Here is a 17,922-nt window from a genome sequence, read left to right as displayed (position 1 = left end):
ATCTATTTACCTCGATGTACATAATGTTGTGTGGTATTTCCTGCATTAAATTGATCAGTAATATATTGTACAGCCTCTTGTAGCGCTAATTTACTGTTACAAGTGAAAACATCTATTGCCGCATAGCCGTACTCTGGCCACGTATGAATCGTTAAATGTGATTCTTGGATAATGACAACACCGCTAACCCCGTAAGGTGAAAAATGATGGAAATGTTCGGTCACAATTGTTGCTTTTGCTTTATGGGCAGCTTGACACATAATCTTTTTAATGTGTTGTACGTCATTGAGCAATGCATCATTGCAATCATGTAACTCTAATAAAATATGATGCCCTAATGCGTGCTGGGATTGTGATTTTTTTACTGTTCTCTTAATTTGTGAAAACTTGTTATTTTTGCAATTCGGACAACCACTGGATTGAAGCTGTGTAATCGTAGTGTATTCGTTGCCAGTGCCTACTGTAAGTGAGTTCTTACAATGATTACACTGATAAACAACAGATTTCTTCTTAACCTCTCCTGTGTAAATTGGTCGCGTAAATTTACGCTGATTAGGAATATATGGATTCATTTGCTCTGTAGTTTGTAATACGAATAACTGACTTGTAGCACCTAAAATCTGCGCACCTTCATAGTTGTTTAGGTCGTAATGAATATTATTAATCACGAAGCCCATTGCATATAAGCTTTGCTGTAGCTCCAACTGCTTTTGATAGCTACGTTTGGCATAGGAAAAAAACACATGCCGCATTGCTTCTGGCTTTAGTGCATTAATTGCACGTGATAAAAAGAGCTGTGCGCCAATCAAGGTATACGGTGTATCTGTATATACGCAATCAAACTGGTCAGCATATGTTTCGGGCAAAGGCTCCTGAACGTTATAATAATCTGTTGTAATCGGAAGCTCATAGTCTTTAGCTATTTTGCTAATAGTATTTAAAACTCGTCTATCAATATCTAATACAACAATTTTAGTTGCAGAGTGTGGAGCGATTTTCTTTATTAAAAATGCTAATGCAATACTGATGAAATCATCATCGCCTAAACACAAAATATGCTTATTGAGTAGCATCGTATAGTCTAGTGCGAGCAATGCACGTTTTAAGGCTGTCTCAATTGTACATTTTGCTTGATCAATTGCCACGTCAGCTGAAGGTCTAGCCTCATAAATAGTGGTTAATTCGCTTATATTTTGTGAAATCCATTCTATTCGAACTGTATCATCTGTCGTTAATTGTAGGTAGAGTTCGGCATCGGCACCTGAGAGTTGGAAATATTGCATAACGGCTAGCTGGCCTTTTTTCGTTAAGCTATGTTTACCCCAACCTTGTTTGGCAAATTCTTTTTTCATAGCTGAAACGATAGGTATTGGTAAGGCTGTCATATAAGCTAAAGATTTAGTTGTACAATTATTATGGAAATATAAAGCAAGTAGAGCTTTCTCTAATGTATGATAATGTTCTTCAAGCTGCATATCAGCTGTAATTTGTTGTAATAGTTTTTGCATTGTAGATTCGTCCTCTCAATTTTAATAAGTAAAAAATTAAAATTGTCTAAATCAACGAATAGAAAAAGCGCGACTAAAATTAGTCGCGCTAAAGGTTTATACTAGCCTACTAATTCTAATCTTGCTTTTTTTTTTGCACAACAAATAACACCCATATAAGGTGGTTTTGTTCAACAAAATTAAGCTATAACGTTGATTTAGATTAGAATTCTACAGTAACAAAAAGTTCACCCTTTAATAAAATAGTACTTCAACTATAAAATAGACATAGTAATTTCGCAAGTTATATTTTTCGCTATCCCTTATTAAACTAATGGGTGCTTTACTTTAATAACGATTTTCAACAATCGGGCGCTTTCCTTGAAAAAGGAAAGGGTCTTTTTTACATTTAAAGACCAGATTGTGGAGTAAATAAACACATATTTATATAGTGCATTCAAGATTTTTAAAGAGTACACTTGAAATATAAGAGAAATTCTATTGAACATTAGAAATAATAGTTGGAGAGACATAGTATGAAAAAGGAAATAACAATCGAAGATTACAACCCGAATTGGTCCAAACAATTTGATGAAGAAAAAGAAAAACTAAAGGAAATATTAACTGACAAATATATATCAATTGAACATATAGGAAGTACATCTGTTGAAGGTTTATGTGCAAAACCAATTTTAGATATCGCTATTGGAGTAAATGATTTAGAAATTGTGAGTGAATTCATTGAGCCTTTAAAACAAATTGGGTATGAATTTGTATATCATAAAGAATTTCCTCAAAGGAGTTTCTTTAGAAAGGAACAATGGGGATCTGGGACTCATCATATACATTTTTATCAATATCATGGAGAACATTGGAACAATCAAATTTTGTTCAGAAATTATTTAAGAGTGAATCCTGATGTTCTAAAAGAATATCAAAAATTAAAGATTAATTTGGCAGAAAAGTTTCGTTTTGATAGAGCTTCCTATACAACAAATAAAGCTCCATTTATCCAGAATGTATTACAAAAGGCTAAAGAGGAAAATGAACAGAAATGATTTTTTTCACTAAAGAGGGCTTTAGTTGGAAAACAATCTTCAACAATCGGGCGCGATTGAGGAACAAAAGGAACAGATGTAACAAAAGGAACAAATGTAAAACATGTAGCATGTTTTGTGATAGAAAAAATATGATGTAAACTCGGAGGTAGGTCGGCGCGGTAAGGTTTTCCTCTCTTGGTATTTATAAAATCCTAAATATTAGGGAAAGACAGACCGACGACCGACCTGCGCTGAGCAAACTTGTTCGGAGCACGACATACATGGCCGGCCCATATTTTTTTAAGAGATTAGGTATCTTAATTAATATAAAAGGCTAATAAAACTGAAGGAGTGTTATCATGTGATCTTCGTCCACTTTCCATAATTTCAGTCAAACTTACTACATCAACAAAGTGCACGGAAATGCACTATAAAAATAGAACACAATTCATTACAAAACAACGTGGTGTCGCTCTACCACGAGTCGGAAAAGAGCACTCGACAATTTACCACAATATCAAAGCTTTCATCTTCGGATGGAGGCTTTTTCTTATGTTAAAGAAAAGGAAGGATGTAATTAATGGGTAACAAAAACAAATGCTTTTCAACTGAATGCAATAACCAAGCAGAAACAGAATTTTGTCCAGAGTGTTTAGCAAATGGTGGTTTTAAGCCTCGTCCAGTGAATCCACAAATCGAAAACAACTTTATGCACCATGCACCAAAAGAGGGGCAACCACAGAAGTATGAGGCTATTCGTGAAAAGGCGAAAGAGTTTGCTTATTTAATCGATGCAGAGTGTCCAAACAGCCGTGAGAAGTCAGTAGCTATGACTAATCTTGAAACTGCTGTTATGTGGGCAAACGCTTCAATTGCACGTAATTAAGAGCCCTTCACAGGGCTTTTGCTTTTACTTATAGAGGTGGTGTATTAATGGCAAAAAGATTGTTATGACTATATGTAATAGGAAACATGTTCAATTATGTACTTTCTCTATTACTAGGGTATGAGCGTGATGTTTATGCTCTATCGTCAATATGGATTGCCATTGCTGTAATTGCAATTTGTGAGTCCGTTGAGAAAAAGAAATAAGAGCCAAACGTTACAAGAGAGGCTTTTATTATGCAAGAAATACCTTTCGCTTTATCATAAAGTAAAAGAGAGGTGATTACATGCAGCTTTTAAAACCAGAAAAAGCGTATTTTAGTGAAAGTGCCATTAGTCATTTGAAGGAAAAATATAATATACCACCAGATTTTGCTGATAAAATGTTACAATCAAAAATTCAACAAGTCCTGCAGTTTACAGGGAAAGACAATTGGTATTGGGAGCAAATAGTTTTTAAAGAGACTAACGGAAGTATTTTTCTATGCAATGACTCGGAAGAATATGGGCTACCTAAAGAATTATATTTAGGAGATGCTACTGATATTGTTTGTCTAGTTTAAGAAATCAAGCCTGCATCAATGTGATGAGGCTTTTTCTTTATCCGTTTTTTACTATACATAGGTAATGAGGTATGTTTAGATTTTTTTATAAGAAAAAAGTTTATTTGTCTTGTCAGCCCTAATAATCAAATGTATCTAAAAGAATTGTCAGAAAATATCAATATATTCTATAATGAGTAAAAATTTGATAATTTGAGGTGATAAACCAGTAGATTACAATCTATTTCCAGCCTATCAAGACTCCCTAGATTCCAGACTCGATGAACGTAAAAAAGACTATATTGAAGAACTAGAAAAAGTGAAAAATGAGGGTGTTGTATTAAGATTTGAAGAAGCTACTGACGACTTGCCCCCTTAAAGCATCTCTTATCGAGGTGTTTTTATTTTGCTTTGAAAACTGCATCAAACAGCCAAAACGCTACGAGTTGAGAGGGCAGAGTTTGGTGTGGTTTTGAGAGTGGAATTTGTAGAAAATTGTTCCAATTTGTTATCTCACAGATTATTATTGAGTGGGAGGTTGTACAAATGTTTAAAAATTGGAGTAATCGAGATTGGTTTTGGCTTACATTTATTTTATTAGCTAGTATTTATGGTGTTGTAACCTTTAGGTTAAGTGATAATTTAGAAGTAATTAATTTGTTTTCATTTATATCAAGTTCTATTTCAATAGCCTTAGCAATTATCGCGATATATATTGCTTTGAAACAAGACAGGGATAGTCGTGCTATCTCAAAAGAAACTTCAATATTACTTAATGCTATTACTGGTAAAATAGAAGGGATGGATAGTAAAATCGATAGATTGGATCCTAGAACTGTAACTGAACCAGTTGAAGATCAATTAAAAGAAGAAATCAAAAAGATTATTAATAATGTAGAGTCTCAAGTAAATCCTCAAGTAATAGATGAAATTAATTCAAAAATTAATGAAAAGTTTAACTCAATTAATCAAGATTTAGAAGATTACTATATCAAAGAGATGTCTAATGGAATGAAAAACACTTTAAAAATATTTGCCCCTATAAAATATCAAAATGAGATACCTACGTTTATTAAAGATTTTAATAATGAATTTAATGTGAGAGGTATTTCTTATAATTTAATAAAAGATATATTAACAGTTGACTTTTATGATGATAATGAAATTAAATACACTGAACTTAAGAATTTTATAGCTAAATATGGTTTAAGATTACAACTACACATGGTGGACAAAAGGAGATGAAACTCATCCTTCAGGGGTGTTTTTCTTTTCCCCTCAAAAGTAAGTAACGAGCAGTATCACCTTTAACAGATAGGGCAACGGTACTTACTTTTGAGAGCAAAAAATTATTGAGGTTTTGTATATCAATTATGTTCTATGATAGATTGGGAGGTGAGGTTATGGAAAATTGGAAAAGCTTTTTATATGAATCGGCAAAAGACTATAGTTTAAAAAATTCTATGTCTAATTTTATTCTGGCAAAAAAATATTTAATTGAGAAATTTGAGGAAGTTTTGTTACCACTAAATCGAATTGACGATAATTTATACAACATTGAAGATTATTCAATAGTTCGTGTAGGGAATATTGAGATAGTAATCTTCACTGAATTTGAACTTCCAGGACGAAATATTGATACTTTACGTATTTCGAAAAGGAATGTAGAAACTCAGGAAGAAGAGTTATCAGTCAAATTTCTTCTAAGTAAAAATGGTGGAAAAATTCAATATGGCGATTCTTCTCCTGAAGATGTGACAGAAGAGAGTATTGATTTATTGTTAAAACATTTGTTTATAGATAGCTTCAAATGATTTTTAAGCATTCGTTTTTATAGACGAATGCTTTTTATTTTACAAAGCAACTAGCGTAATGGGGTGATGCCATTGATTGAACCTAAGTTAACAGTGAAGCAACAAGCTTTTGCTGATTACTATATCGAATTAGGAAATGCCACAGAAGCTTATTTAAAGGCATATCCGAATGTGAAGAAAGAAGCGACAGCGAGGGCAGCAGGAAGTCGCATGTTAACAAATGTTAGCGTTAAATCTTATATAGACGACCGTATGGAGGAGTTGAAGTCCCGAAAGGTAGCAGATCAGCAAGAAATATTAGAGCTACTAACTGCTATTGCAAGGGGCGAAACAACTTCAGCAACTTTACGTGGCATCGGAGAAGGTGCTCAAACAATTGACGAAGATATGCCTCCAACTACTGCCGAGCGAATTAAGGCTGCTGAATTACTTGGTAAGCGTTATCGAATGTGGGTTGATAAGGTGGAAACGAATGGTGAAACTAAAGTGGTTATTGTGGATGATGTGTAATGGCAGAACAACGTATCAGCTTAGCTAGTATCATTACAGAGCAGTTCAAACCGTTTTGGCGAGCATCTAGAGCAAAGGAACATTTACGGTATGTACTAAAGGGTGGTCGTGGTTCTGGAAAATCGTTTCACATTCCTATGCGTATCCTGTTAGACATCATGGAATATCCGGTGTCAGCACTTGGCATCAGGAAAGTGCAGAACACCATCTTAAAGTCCGTGTACGCTAACTTTAAAGCTGCCGCAAATATAATGGGAGTACGTGATCAATTCCGTTTTGTAGATTCGAAACTAGAGATCACTCACTTAGGCAGAGGAAACAAGATTTATTTTGCTGGTGCCGATGATCCAGAGAAAATTAAATCTATCAAAGATGCTGATTTCCCATTAGCCATCGTATGGTTCGAGGAATTAGCAGAGTTTAAGTCAGAAGATGAAGTAACTACAATTGAAAACTCGATCCTACGTGAGGAGTTGGAAGGGAAGATATTCTCGCAAGCTGACAGACAGCAAGCGTACCCTTTTGACTACTCTTTTTATTATTCCTACAATCCACCGAAACGTAAGCAATCGTGGGTGAATAAGAAATATGAGAGTTCGATGATTGATGCCAATACTTACGTACATCATTCGACTTATTTAGGTAATCCTTTTCTTTCGAAAAAGTTTATAGAAGAAGCAGAAAATGTAAAGAAAAATAAGCCATTAAAATACCGTTGGGAATACCTTGGTGAAGCAATAGGCAGTGGTGTTGTGCCATTTGATAACTTACAAATTAAAAAAGGCTCAATCACTGATGAAATGGTTAAATCCTTTGACAATATCCGCAATGGAGTCGACTTCGGTTATGCGACTGATCCACTGGCATTTGTTCGATGGCATTACGACAAAAAGAAGAATGGTATCTACGCTATTGATGAAATCTATGGTGTGAAAATCAGTAACCGAAAGTTAGCAGAGAAATTGAAAGCCAAAGGTTATCAATCTGACCGTATAGCAGCTGATTCAGCCGAACCAAAGTCAATAGCTGAATTACGTGATGAACAAGGTGTACCACGTATTTATGGTGTTAAAAAGGGTCCTGATAGTGTTGAATATGGTGAGGAATGGCTAGATGATTTAGACTTCATTTGCATCGATCCTCTACGTACACCAGACGTAGCACGAGAGTTCGAAAATATTGACTACCAGACTGATAAAGACGGTAATCCTCTTGCTCGTTTAGAGGATAAGGATAACCACACTATCGATGCCACACGCTATGCGTTCGAAGAAGATATGCGTGGCAGCACATACAGTTTTGATTAGAAAGAGGTGAGAACATGAGTTTTTTTCCGTACCAAGGTGCTGTTACAGACACAGACGTCATCAATGAAAACATAACAGCTGGTGCAAACAATGTCATAACAGATATCAAATGGCTTGAAAACGAAATCAATAAGTTTAAAAAGTCGGAGAAACGTAAGTGGATACTGATAGGCGAGGCTTATTATGAAGGTGAACAAGACATATTAAAACGTGAACGATGGGTCATTGGTAAAGGTGGAAGGCTAGAGGTAAATAGAAACCTCCCAAATAACAAGATACTAGATAACCAGTATGCCAAACTTGTAGATCAAAAGGTTAACTATCAACTAGGTAAACCAATAACAATTGAAACTAAAAGCGAAGAGTATCTAAAAAAATTACAGGACATTTTCAATAAACGTTTCCACCGCACGTTAAAAAGTGTTGGACAGGATGCATTGAATGGTGGGCTTGGCTGGCTTTATCCGTATTATGATGAAAATGGTAAGTTTGCTATCAAACGTTTTCCTCCATATGAAATCATACCGTTCTGGAAGGATTCAGAACAAACAATTCTAGACTTCGCAATTCGCTTATATGCTGTAAAAGAGTACGAGGGTGATAGAGAAGTTGTAGTGGAGAAAGCAGAAGTTTATAGTGCCAATGGCGTGGAACATTATCAGTGGTTCGCTGGACATCTTGTAAAGGATGTAACAAGATCCCAAACCTCTTATATAACTATACGTGATGGTGAAAATGAATTAGCTATGAACTGGCAGCGAACACCATTAATTCCGTTTAAATTCAATAACAAGGAAATCCCTCTTATCAAGCGTGTGAAATCACTACAAGACGGCATTAACGTCATGTTAAGTGACTTTGAAAACAACATGCAGGAGGACGCCAGAAATACAATTCTCGTTCTCCATAACTATGATGGGCAGGACTTAGGTGAGTTTAGACGTAATTTATCTATATACGGCACCGTTAAAGTAAGATCAGCGGATGGGGCAAAGGGTGGCGTTGAAACACTAACAATTGAAGTCAACGCAGACAACTACAAATCTATCTTATCGCTATTTAAAAAGGCTCTTATTGAAAATGGGCGTGGTTATGACGCTAAAGACGAACGTATGGCAAATAACCCAAATCAGTTAAATATTAGAGCGATGTACAGCGAGATTGATCTCGATGCAGATGGTATTGAAACAGAGTTTCAGGCTTCATTTGAGGAATTGCTATGGTTTATCAATGTGCATTTAGCTAACTCAGGTCAAGGTGATTTTGAAGGTGAAAGTGTAAATATCATTTTTAACCGTGACATTCTTATTAATGAGATGGAAGTTGTTGATGTATTAAATAAATCACCTTACTTGTCTGAAGAAACAAAGATTGCACAACATCCATATGTGAAAGATGTTCAACAAGAGATGCAGCGAAATAAGAAGGAGCGTCAGGAACGTTTGAATGAGTTTGACGGCTTTGATGACCATTTTAAAGCAATGAATGCAAAGTCTGGTGATGATAATGGCCAAGAGTAGAGATTACTGGCGCGGACGTTTCGAGATGTTGGAGCAAGCACAGCATGAGAAAAGTGAGGCATACTACAGAGATCTTGAAAGAGCCTATATCAGAACCATGCAAGAAATTGAGAAGGATATAGCTCGATGGTATCAACGCTTTGCTGAAAACAACGAAATCAGTCTTGATGAAGCTAAACAGTTACTTAAAACTGATGAACTGCGAGAGTTCAGGTGGACAGTAGAGGAATACATCGAATATGGCAAAAAGAACGCTGTTAATCAAAAGTGGATGAAACAACTTGAAAATGCCTCTTCTCGTGTTCATATAAGCCGTTTAGAGAGTTTACAGTTACAATTACAGCAACATGTAGAAAAACTGTATGGTGAGCAAATTGAGGGCTTTGAGCGATTGATGAAAGCTGCATATCAGAAGCAGTACTATCACACAGCATTTGAGGTACAAAAAGCTTTTGAAATTGGTTTCACACTTCAAGCGCTAGACGAAACGAAGCTAACTAAAATAATCAGTAAACCATGGACTGCTGATGGTCAAACATTTAGTCAAAAGATATGGCGTGATCGTAACCTCTTGCTAGATACATTGCATACTGAACTAATACAATCAATGGCTCGCGGTGAAGCTCCTGACCGTATGATTAGTACGATAGCTAGAAAAATGAATACCTCACGTTCTAACGCTACTCGGCTTGTTTTAACCGAATCAGCGTTTTTTAGTGCTTCTGCTCAAAAGGATGCATTCAGTGAGCTTGATGTTGAAAAGTATGAGATTATCGCTACATTAGACAGTCGTACAAGCAGCATCTGTCAGTCAATGGACGGTAAGGTGTTCAAACTAGCTGACTTCATGCCTGGGGTGACTGCTAATCCGTTTCATCCGAATTGTCGAACAACTACAGCACCATACTTTGAAGATGATTACAGTCAACGTATTGCTCGTGATCGTGATGGTAAGGTGTATTACATTGATTCAAAAATTAAATATCCTGAGTGGGAAGAAAGGTTTGTGGCATAAAAAAGGCAGTCTACTATTCTGTATAACTGCCAAATCATTTAAAACTATTTTTCGTACTGTCTCATAGAAACTATAGAACTAGTTTTATATACCTTTGTATCATACGAATCTTCGTCATTTATTGTAAAGAAGTCATTTAATGCAAAAGTTGTTGTTAGTTCTGGAATGTATCCATCATGGATATGAAAGTAATCATCCAATACTATTGGAGCAACTTTTGAGCAAAATCTTTCTCCATTATGTTCTGTTAACCTAATTGGAAAAATTAAAGTATCTTTACCTATTGTTATCTTTTCTCCATTAGAAAAAGAGATTTCAACTTCTACTTCAAACATAACTATCACCTCCTTGAAATTATTATAAAGGAGGGAGAGTGATAATTAAATATTTGGTGGATATGTTATATTTTATAGTTTCGTCTTTTTAGCACTTGCAGACGTTAAAGAACAAGTATTTAATACCTAACAGGTCGTTACCTGTAAAAAACGAATTAGGAGGCTACTTAGATGAAAAAAGAAGATTTAATTGCTATGGGATTAAGTGAGGAACAGGCTGATGCTGTTGTTGGTAAATACGGAACAATGATTCCTAAAGAACGCTTTGACGAGGTCAACAAGGCGAAGAAAACACTTGAAGATCAAGTGAAAAATCATGAAACACAGTTAAAGGATTTGCAAGACAAGGCAAAAGGCAATGAGGAGTTACAGGCTGAAATCACAAAACTACAAGAATCCCATAAACAAGCGACAGAACAGTACGAACAGCAGTTGAAAAACGAGCGTTTAACTACTGCATTGAAATTAGAATTTACAGGTAAAGTACATGATGTTGATTTAGTTGTCAGCCTTATTGACAAAGAACAGATTGAGCTTGATGAAAAGGGAAATATCACAAAAGGACTTGATGAGCAACGAAAAATGTTGCAAGAATCAAAGTCCTTTTTATTTGTGCCAGAAAAGCAACAACCGACATTCAAAGGTTGGGTTCCTGCTGGTGGTGCTGACAATGGTGCAGGTGCAAGTGATGTGGGATCTAACTTCGCAAAAATGGCTAATGAAAAAGGGTCGAGTGATACAAACAACAACCCTTGGGACTAAATAAAAGGAGGGCTATATATGCCGTATGTAAAACCAATTGAAAAATTCCAACGAGTAAACTTTTTAGCATCATCTAAGGTACAAGCATTTACGTATTTAGTGAGTGATGTGGGTGTAGCAGCTGATGCGAATGGAAAGAAAATCGTAAAGGCAGGTACCATCTTACCGGTGAATGACGCTACTGCAGAGGGCATCTTGTACACCGATACTGATGTAACAAATGGACCACAACCAGGTTCATTGATTGTTGAAGCTTACATTTTAGAAGATCGTCTACCTACTGCACCAGATGCAGCAGCGAAAACAGCACTAAAAGAAATTAAATTCCGATAATTGGAGGGAAATCAATATGCCAGATGTTTTAGAGTTATTTAATCAAAAAACTGTATTAGATTATATGAAAGAGCGAAAGTACCAATCTTACGGTATTGGTGAAGCGCTTTTCCCAGAAACGAAGCATAACACGCTTGAATTTGAGTATCTTGTAGGGGCTAACGAATTACCTGTCATCGCAAAGGTGCATTCATTTGATACAGAGGCAGAAATTGGCTCGTTAGATGCTGCTAAACAGGTGTTAGAGGCAGCTTATATCAAGAAGAAATATCAGATTACCGAAAAGGATCTAATTGCATTACAATTCCCACGAACAGCACAGGAGCAACAATATTTAATGCAACGAGTATTTAATTTAATCGACAAAGCAGCAAATGATGTTCGTGCTAGCGTTGAATTAATGCGTATGCAAGCACTTAGTACAGGTGAATTGAAATTAGCTTTGAATACAGCAGATGGTACACCTAAGACTCTTACGGTTGGATATGGAGTACCAGCAGATCATAAAGAGGCACTTGCTGGAACTGACCAATGGGGAACAGGTACAGAGGATATTCTTGGAGATTTAGAACGATGGTCTGATGCGTTAGATATTACGCCAACACGTGCGTTAACCTCCAAAAAAATTGCAGCTCTTATTTTACGCAATCCGAAGATTATCGGTTACCTATACGGCGCTGGTTCTGCTCGTGTGGCGAATTTAACAGATTTAAACGCCTTCTTTGCACAACAGGGATTACCTACTATTGCTGTATATGAATCAACTTCTAATACCAAATATCGTGAGCAAAACGCTGATGGAACATATACAACGAAGAGTTACTTCCCAGACAATAAATTCGTTATGTTTGGTGATGGAGCACTTGGTGAATCGTTATACGGTCCAACACCAGAAGAGTCACGCCTTATTCGTGGTGGTTCTGATGTTGAAATGACTTCCATCGGAAAGGTAATCGGTATGGTGTATGAAGAAGGAAAAGATCCTGTTTCAACATGGGCAAAAGCAGCAGCTACAGCAATCCCTTCTTTCCCAGAAGCGCAAAATGTATTCCAAGCGCAACCAATTGCATAAGGAGGCTATTTGAAATGGCGAACATTAAAGTAAAAGTGAAAAACGGCGCTTTCCCTATACGTTATAAGGGAGAGCGTTATTTAGTTGGTGAAGAATTGACAATCGACGAAAAACATTTAAATAAATCAATGATGGAACGATTAGAGGAACCGAAGAAGGCAGCCCAATCTAGTAAAACGTCGGAAAGTGAGTGATGCGCATGTATCTCGATGTAGTAATGCGTTTATCTGCGCTTGGAGTGACGTTATCTAGTGCTCCAAGTAGTCCTGATGATATGTTACTCAAATTTGCTATCGATAAAGTAACTAACCATGTTAATAACCAAACTAATTTAACGGTAATTCCAGCAGGTTTAAATGAAATTGCTATCGATATGGTAGTTGGAGAGTTCTTACTTACCAAAAAAGCAATGGGCTTATTGGATGTTGAAAAACTGAACTTTGAAGCAGTTACTAAACAAGTGCAGGATGGTGACACGAATGTAGTGTTTGCTGTTGAGGCAAATAGAACACCTGAAGCTCAGTTTGATGCTTTCATCTTATATCTACAGCACGGTAATACAGACTTTTCGAAGTATAGGGTACTCACATGGTAAGTGCTCGTAGAAAGGCTGTAGAGTTGTTGTACACAGGATTATGTACATTGACTGTATGGGCAGAGGTAGAAAATCCTGTTACTCATGCCACAGAACATAAAGAAGTACCACTTTTCACTAATCAAAAGTGCAAACTGTCATATGAAAAACAAACATCAACAACGCCAGCTGGTGGTCCTGCATTGATTGCTCAGACTACCAAACTATTTATCGCACCTGAATTAGATATTCCAGCCGGTTCTAAAATCATAGTGACTCAACATGGTAAAACCTCTGAATTTGCCAGAAGTGGCAAACCAGCTATCTATACAGACCATCAAGAAATAATGCTTGAAGCATTCGAGAGGTATGCATAATGAGTGTTAATTTTCAGCAATTGAAGGCATTTGAGCGAAAGTTAGCTAAACTAGCAAGGGGTGATTTCGAAAAGTTCTGTGAGGCAGCCGCCAAGGAATTAGCAGCTAGGTTGTTAGGTAAAGTAATTAGACGTACTCCAGTAGCAAAAGTGGATGGAGGAACTTTACGACGTGGATGGACAGCTAAAACACATGCAGAGGCAGAATCAGGTTCAGGGAAAAATGCTAAAGAATACGCAGAGTCTTTAAGTGTTCAAAAACAAGGTAATGTTTATGAATTATCAGTAATAAACCCAGTAGAGTATGCACAATATGTTGAGTTTGGACATAGGACGAGAAATCACGAAGGATGGATAGCTGGCCGATTTATGATGACGATTTCAGCAGATGAAGTTGATCAGCAAGCACCAGCTATTCTAGAACGAAAGCTATTCAATATGTTAAAGGAGGCTTTCGATGGAAATTAATGATATTCAGAATGCAATATCAGTTAAGCTCCATGAAGCTTTCGGAGCAGATTACAAAAAATATATCGATGAAGTACCGCAGGGGTTCGTGACTCCTGCTTTTTTTATTCAATTTTTAAACCTAGAGCAGATCAGACAAATCGGTAAACGGTGGAAAATAACAACATTATTTGATGTTCAATATTTCCCTAAAAACGGCTTGTCAGAGGCGTCTAATATGACTTTGAAAATACAGCAAGCCATAAAAGAAATAACGCTGTTAAATGGTTCTCTAATGCTTGGTACAGGAGCAAACAGCGAAGTTGTTGACGGTATTGGACATAACTTTATTCATTTTAATTTCTTTCTACAGGAAGTTGAAGAAAAGATTTTCATGGGCTCATTAGAGCAATACATCAATAAACAAAGGGTGATTCCAAATGGCGACAAATAAGATACAGGAAAAAATTGAATCTGTAAAAAGTGAAGATGTAAAAGAGGCTATAACAGCAACATTGCAAACTTTCACAAAAGCACAGCTAGTCAAAAGTAAAAAATACGTTCATCGGCGTGATGCTTTGAATGCGTTGTTGCATGACAACAAATTGTACTCATTCACCGAGGTGGATGGCATTTTAAAACAGTTTGATGAAGGAGGGAAAGCTTAATGGCATTAGGTGGAGGCTTTTGGTTAACGCAAAATAAAGTGTTGCCTGGTACGTATCACAATTTTATTAGTAAGGCACGAGCATACCTAAATTTATCTGATCGAGGTTATGCAGCGTTGCCAATTGCTCTTGATTGGGGAGTAGACGATGCAGTAATGACAGTGACTAAGGAAGACATGCAGAAAGACTCTTTAAAAATCTTCGGCTACGATTACACTCATCCAAAGCTAAAAGGTATTAGGGATTTATTTAAAGGTGCTCTTACAGTATTCTTCTACAAACTAAACCTTGGTGGCTCAAAGGCAGCAAATGAATTTGCTACTGCTAAATTCAAAGGTGTACGAGGAAATGACATTACTATTGTTATTCAAGCAAATGTAGATGAACCATCAAAATGGGACGTTAAAACACTTATTGCTGGCACTTTAATTGATGAACAAAATGCTATTTCAACAGCTGCTGATTTAAAAAATAATGATTTCGTTGATTTTAAAAAGGATGCTACCCTAGCTGCAACAGCAGGTACAAAACTAACAGGCGGAAATAACGGAGCAACTGCATTAACAGCAGGAACACCTCACCAAATGGCCTTAGATGAATTAGAGGCATATGGTTTTAACACCTTGGGTTGTCTATCAGAGGACTCGATTATTAAATCGCTATATATGGAGTATACAAAGCGTATTCGAGATGAGGTAGGAGGTAAGTTCCAATTAATCGGCCATAAACTTGGAAAAGCAGATCATGAAGGTATTATAGATATTCAAAATGATGCAATTGGTGCTGATGAGGAAGTTTTTGGAGCTGTATATTGGGTTACAGGTGTACAAGCAGGAGTAGCCGTTAATCAATCAAATACAAACCGTACGTATGATGGTGAACATGAGCTTGATATGTCAGAAACAAAGACTCAACCACAATTAACACTATTACTTAACGAAGGAAAATACGTTTTCCATCGAGTGGGTGATGACTTTAATGTGTTAGAAGATGTAAATACATTTACATCATTCAGAACAGATAAAAATGAGGACTTCTCATATAACCAAACAATTCGGGTTCTAGATCAGCTTGCAATAGATACAGCTCATCTATTTAATACTCGTTATCTTGGTAAAGTGCCTAATGATACAGATGGACGTATTTCATTGTGGAATGATATTGGTAAACATCGCGGAGAAATGCAGCGTATTCGAGCTATCCAAAATTACGATAAAGAAAAGCTGTTAGTTGGGCAAGGTGAGTCGAAAAGAGCTGTAGTCGTACAAGAGGAAGTAATAAATACACTAACAATGTCACAACTTTACGTGACGACGATGGTAGCGTAAGGAGGTAAAACAATTGAATAAAAACAAAATATTGATTCCACTAAATCTACAGTATTTTGCCGAAGCTACCATGCATGCTCGTGATGCTATTCATGGGGCGCAAGGTGTGGCATGGGTCACACTTGAGGGGAATCGTTATAAATTTGCACAGTTAATTAACTTAGAGGCACGATCAGAAAAAACGAAAACGAAAATCCCAATCATGGGTCAAGTAGCAAAGGGAAATAAAGCTACTGGTCTTGAATATAGTGGTAGTGCTACATTCCATTTTAATACGTCTATTTTCCGAAAAATGTTGTTGCACTATCAAGAGACTGGCGAGGATATTTATTTCGATATTCAGGTGACAAATGAAGATGGTTCTTCTCAAGTTGGACGACAAACAACAATTCTAGTTGATTGTAATATTGATGGCGGTATAGTTGCGTTATTAGATGCAGATGCAGAGTATTTAGAGGATTCATTTGATTTCACATTTGAACGATTCGAAATGCCAGAAGAGTTCACTGTTTTACCAGAAATGCTATAAGACAAGAGCTCACATTGTGGGCTCTTTTAATTTTATTGAAAAGGAAAAGGTGATTATAAATGTCAAACTTAGCTGCATTCTTTGCACACAATAAAAAGCAAAATGGAAATATTAAGCGTGCTATTTCTAAAAGTTTCGTTGATGAACAAGGAAAACCTATTGAATGGGAGTTTGCGCCAGTTTCGCCAGAGCGGGATGCTGAATTAAAGTTTGAATGTACAAAGCGTTCAATGATTACTCAAGGAAAACGTAAAGGACAATTTAACACGGACTTTGACCATTTTAAATACCAACGTTTATTAACGGTTGAATCTATTGTATTTCCAAATCTGAACGACAAAGAGTTACAAGATTCTTATAAAGCAATGGGTGCAGATGCACTTCTTGGTAAGATGCTGACAATTGGTGAAATTGCAGATGCATCAGCTGCGGCACAAGAAGCCAACGGTTATGAAGCCGATTTGGAGGATTTGGTTGAAGAAGTAAAAAACTAATTGAGGACGGTGATGGTGACGCTAATATCATGCATTGGTGGGTCCATAAAATGCATCGCCTACCGTCTGAATATATGTCTCTATCTTTAGCAGATAAGTCTTGTATTATTGCTTCGCTACAGATCAAGATTGAAGAAGATAAAAAGCAAGAACGTGAAACAAAACGAGGATCTAGGAAAGGGAAGAAACGATAGTTAATTAAAGTGAGGTGATTAAAGGTGTTATCTAAAGTTCCGTTGAAAAATGCTGAAGAGCTTCTCCAGCTCCTTAATAGGGTGAAGACTCTAACAAATGAACTTGAAGAAACTCTTCGTTGCATTAAAAGTTTAAATTGTGTTGATAAAAACCCCGACGATGAATTACTTGATACATCGGTGGGTTCAGTAACAGATAGTGTACTAAAAGAATTTACTTCGAAACTACAGTCGGCGCTTGAAACGTTTTCTTAGGACATTCAAATTCACCTTCTACACTTAATACATTTAACTAGATGGGAAACACCATTCACTTCAATTTGGTTAACAAGTTTTGTAAAATCTGATAATGAGGGCATAAAGAGTGCTTTTTCTTTATAAATAAAATTAAAAACTTATACTAAATATGACAAAAAACTTAACGAAGTGGATAAGAGGTGCAACCATGTGGTGGAAACTAAAGAAAATTACTGATAATGAAAAGCAAATTGTCTACAGATATAGTCGGGAAAGCGATGAGTTGGATGGTGAAATTGCATTTGATAGAGAAACTAAAACGTTCCATTGCATCAAATTAGCGAGTGGTGATACCGAAAGAGGAGTTGAATGGTTCTATCCGCATTTATGGCGAACTATTAGTAAAGAGAATGCTCCAGATGAACATTTTATAGCCATTGGTTAAAAGCATTT

Annotated in this window: 24 protein-coding genes; 22 read left to right on the top strand and 2 right to left on the bottom strand. The window is 36.4% G+C overall.

The genetic code is table 11. The features are described from left to right. Window positions 1–2 precede the first annotated feature (2 nt). On the bottom strand, window positions 3–1,508 hold the full coding sequence (gene speD, locus MKY49_RS12155; RefSeq protein WP_341386356.1) for an adenosylmethionine decarboxylase: 1,506 nt from the start codon (window positions 1,506–1,508) through the stop codon (window positions 3–5). A gap of 515 nt (window positions 1,509–2,023) precedes the next feature. Between speD and MKY49_RS12150 the strand changes: the two genes are divergently transcribed. The 9 genes from MKY49_RS12150 to MKY49_RS12110 all read left to right on the top strand — a co-directional run bounded on the left by MKY49_RS12150 (window position 2,024) and on the right by MKY49_RS12110 (window position 10,120). After that, the gene (locus tag MKY49_RS12150) at window positions 2,024–2,545 is read left to right on the top strand and encodes a GrpB family protein (protein ID WP_341386355.1); all 522 of its coding nucleotides are present in this window, start codon (window positions 2,024–2,026) and stop codon (window positions 2,543–2,545) included. 664 nt (window positions 2,546–3,209) lie between these two features. Further along, window positions 3,210–3,413: an Acb2/Tad1 domain-containing protein gene (locus tag MKY49_RS12145; RefSeq protein WP_341386931.1), complete on the top strand. Its 204-nt coding sequence runs from the start codon at window positions 3,210–3,212 to the stop codon at window positions 3,411–3,413. A 286-nt stretch (window positions 3,414–3,699) separates the two neighbouring features. Further along, window positions 3,700–3,975: a hypothetical protein gene (locus tag MKY49_RS12140; RefSeq protein ID WP_066037346.1), complete on the top strand. Its 276-nt coding sequence runs from the start codon at window positions 3,700–3,702 to the stop codon at window positions 3,973–3,975. Between the two features lie 525 nt (window positions 3,976–4,500). Further along, the gene (locus tag MKY49_RS12135; protein ID WP_341386354.1) at window positions 4,501–5,199 is read left to right on the top strand and encodes a hypothetical protein; all 699 of its coding nucleotides are present in this window, start codon (window positions 4,501–4,503) and stop codon (window positions 5,197–5,199) included. A 158-nt stretch (window positions 5,200–5,357) separates the two neighbouring features. Beyond that, window positions 5,358–5,768: a hypothetical protein gene (locus MKY49_RS12130; RefSeq protein WP_341386353.1), complete on the top strand. Its 411-nt coding sequence runs from the start codon at window positions 5,358–5,360 to the stop codon at window positions 5,766–5,768. 66 nt (window positions 5,769–5,834) lie between these two features. After that, on the top strand, window positions 5,835–6,278 hold the full coding sequence (locus MKY49_RS12125; RefSeq protein WP_445928404.1) for a terminase small subunit: 444 nt from the start codon (window positions 5,835–5,837) through the stop codon (window positions 6,276–6,278). Further along, window positions 6,278–7,585, top strand: a complete 1,308-nt coding sequence (locus tag MKY49_RS12120) for a PBSX family phage terminase large subunit (RefSeq protein ID WP_341386351.1) — start codon at window positions 6,278–6,280, stop codon at window positions 7,583–7,585. The genes MKY49_RS12125 and MKY49_RS12120 overlap by 1 nt, the downstream gene beginning before the upstream one ends. A 14-nt stretch (window positions 7,586–7,599) precedes the next feature. Beyond that, window positions 7,600–9,105 (top strand): phage portal protein, encoded by a 1,506-nt coding sequence (locus MKY49_RS12115; RefSeq protein WP_341386350.1) that lies wholly within the window; start codon window positions 7,600–7,602, stop codon window positions 9,103–9,105. Further along, the gene (locus MKY49_RS12110) at window positions 9,092–10,120 is read left to right on the top strand and encodes a minor capsid protein (protein WP_341386349.1); all 1,029 of its coding nucleotides are present in this window, start codon (window positions 9,092–9,094) and stop codon (window positions 10,118–10,120) included. The genes MKY49_RS12115 and MKY49_RS12110 overlap by 14 nt, the downstream gene beginning before the upstream one ends. A gap of 44 nt (window positions 10,121–10,164) precedes the next feature. On the opposite strand, the gene MKY49_RS12105 is transcribed toward MKY49_RS12110, so the two are convergent. Continuing rightward, the gene (locus tag MKY49_RS12105; protein ID WP_341386348.1) at window positions 10,165–10,455 is read right to left on the bottom strand and encodes a hypothetical protein; all 291 of its coding nucleotides are present in this window, start codon (window positions 10,453–10,455) and stop codon (window positions 10,165–10,167) included. A 171-nt stretch (window positions 10,456–10,626) separates the two neighbouring features. On the opposite strand from MKY49_RS12105, the gene MKY49_RS12100 reads away from it, so the two are divergent. The 13 genes from MKY49_RS12100 to MKY49_RS12040 all read left to right on the top strand — a co-directional run bounded on the left by MKY49_RS12100 (window position 10,627) and on the right by MKY49_RS12040 (window position 17,914). After that, the gene (locus tag MKY49_RS12100) at window positions 10,627–11,217 is read left to right on the top strand and encodes a phage scaffolding protein (protein WP_341386347.1); all 591 of its coding nucleotides are present in this window, start codon (window positions 10,627–10,629) and stop codon (window positions 11,215–11,217) included. Window positions 11,218–11,235: 18 nt separating this feature from the next. Further along, the gene (locus MKY49_RS12095) at window positions 11,236–11,550 is read left to right on the top strand and encodes a hypothetical protein (protein WP_341386346.1); all 315 of its coding nucleotides are present in this window, start codon (window positions 11,236–11,238) and stop codon (window positions 11,548–11,550) included. Between the two features lie 16 nt (window positions 11,551–11,566). Beyond that, complete coding sequence (locus MKY49_RS12090; RefSeq protein ID WP_341386345.1) at window positions 11,567–12,622, top strand: major capsid protein; 1,056 nt, start codon at window positions 11,567–11,569, stop codon at window positions 12,620–12,622. 14 nt (window positions 12,623–12,636) lie between these two features. Next, window positions 12,637–12,816 carry a hypothetical protein gene (locus tag MKY49_RS12085; RefSeq protein WP_341386344.1) on the top strand — a complete coding sequence of 60 codons (180 nt, stop codon included), beginning with the start codon at window positions 12,637–12,639 and terminating at the stop codon, window positions 12,814–12,816. Further along, entirely contained in the window at window positions 12,816–13,217 is a 402-nt protein-coding gene (locus MKY49_RS12080; RefSeq protein ID WP_341386343.1) for a hypothetical protein, read from the top strand. The genes MKY49_RS12085 and MKY49_RS12080 overlap by 1 nt, the downstream gene beginning before the upstream one ends. Further along, complete coding sequence (locus MKY49_RS12075; RefSeq protein WP_341386342.1) at window positions 13,211–13,573, top strand: hypothetical protein; 363 nt, start codon at window positions 13,211–13,213, stop codon at window positions 13,571–13,573. The genes MKY49_RS12080 and MKY49_RS12075 overlap by 7 nt, the downstream gene beginning before the upstream one ends. Further along, window positions 13,573–14,040: an HK97 gp10 family phage protein gene (locus tag MKY49_RS12070; protein WP_341386341.1), complete on the top strand. Its 468-nt coding sequence runs from the start codon at window positions 13,573–13,575 to the stop codon at window positions 14,038–14,040. Before MKY49_RS12075 ends, MKY49_RS12070 begins: the two co-directional genes overlap by 1 nt. After that, a complete protein-coding gene (locus tag MKY49_RS12065) occupies window positions 14,030–14,473 on the top strand; it encodes a phage tail terminator family protein (protein ID WP_341386340.1) in 444 nt (147 codons plus the stop codon). The genes MKY49_RS12070 and MKY49_RS12065 overlap by 11 nt, the downstream gene beginning before the upstream one ends. After that, on the top strand, window positions 14,460–14,687 hold the full coding sequence (locus tag MKY49_RS12060) for a hypothetical protein (RefSeq protein ID WP_341386339.1): 228 nt from the start codon (window positions 14,460–14,462) through the stop codon (window positions 14,685–14,687). Before MKY49_RS12065 ends, MKY49_RS12060 begins: the two co-directional genes overlap by 14 nt. Further along, window positions 14,687–16,015, top strand: a complete 1,329-nt coding sequence (locus MKY49_RS12055) for a phage tail sheath subtilisin-like domain-containing protein (protein WP_341386338.1) — start codon at window positions 14,687–14,689, stop codon at window positions 16,013–16,015. The genes MKY49_RS12060 and MKY49_RS12055 overlap by 1 nt, the downstream gene beginning before the upstream one ends. Window positions 16,016–16,028: 13 nt before the next feature. Continuing rightward, window positions 16,029–16,544, top strand: a complete 516-nt coding sequence (locus MKY49_RS12050; protein WP_341386337.1) for a phage tail tube protein — start codon at window positions 16,029–16,031, stop codon at window positions 16,542–16,544. Window positions 16,545–16,603: 59 nt separating this feature from the next. After that, the gene (locus MKY49_RS12045) at window positions 16,604–17,038 is read left to right on the top strand and encodes a phage tail assembly chaperone (RefSeq protein ID WP_341386336.1); all 435 of its coding nucleotides are present in this window, start codon (window positions 16,604–16,606) and stop codon (window positions 17,036–17,038) included. Window positions 17,039–17,677: 639 nt separating this feature from the next. Then, window positions 17,678–17,914, top strand: a complete 237-nt coding sequence (locus MKY49_RS12040; protein WP_341386335.1) for a hypothetical protein — start codon at window positions 17,678–17,680, stop codon at window positions 17,912–17,914. Window positions 17,915–17,922: the final 8 nt, after the last annotated feature.

The organism is Lysinibacillus sp. FSL M8-0134 (assembly GCF_038069745.1).
Classification (GTDB): domain Bacteria; phylum Bacillota; class Bacilli; order Bacillales_A; family Planococcaceae; genus Lysinibacillus; species Lysinibacillus irui.
The sequence above is the reverse complement of the archived record's forward strand: the minus strand, read 5'-3'. Positions and strand labels throughout refer to the sequence as shown.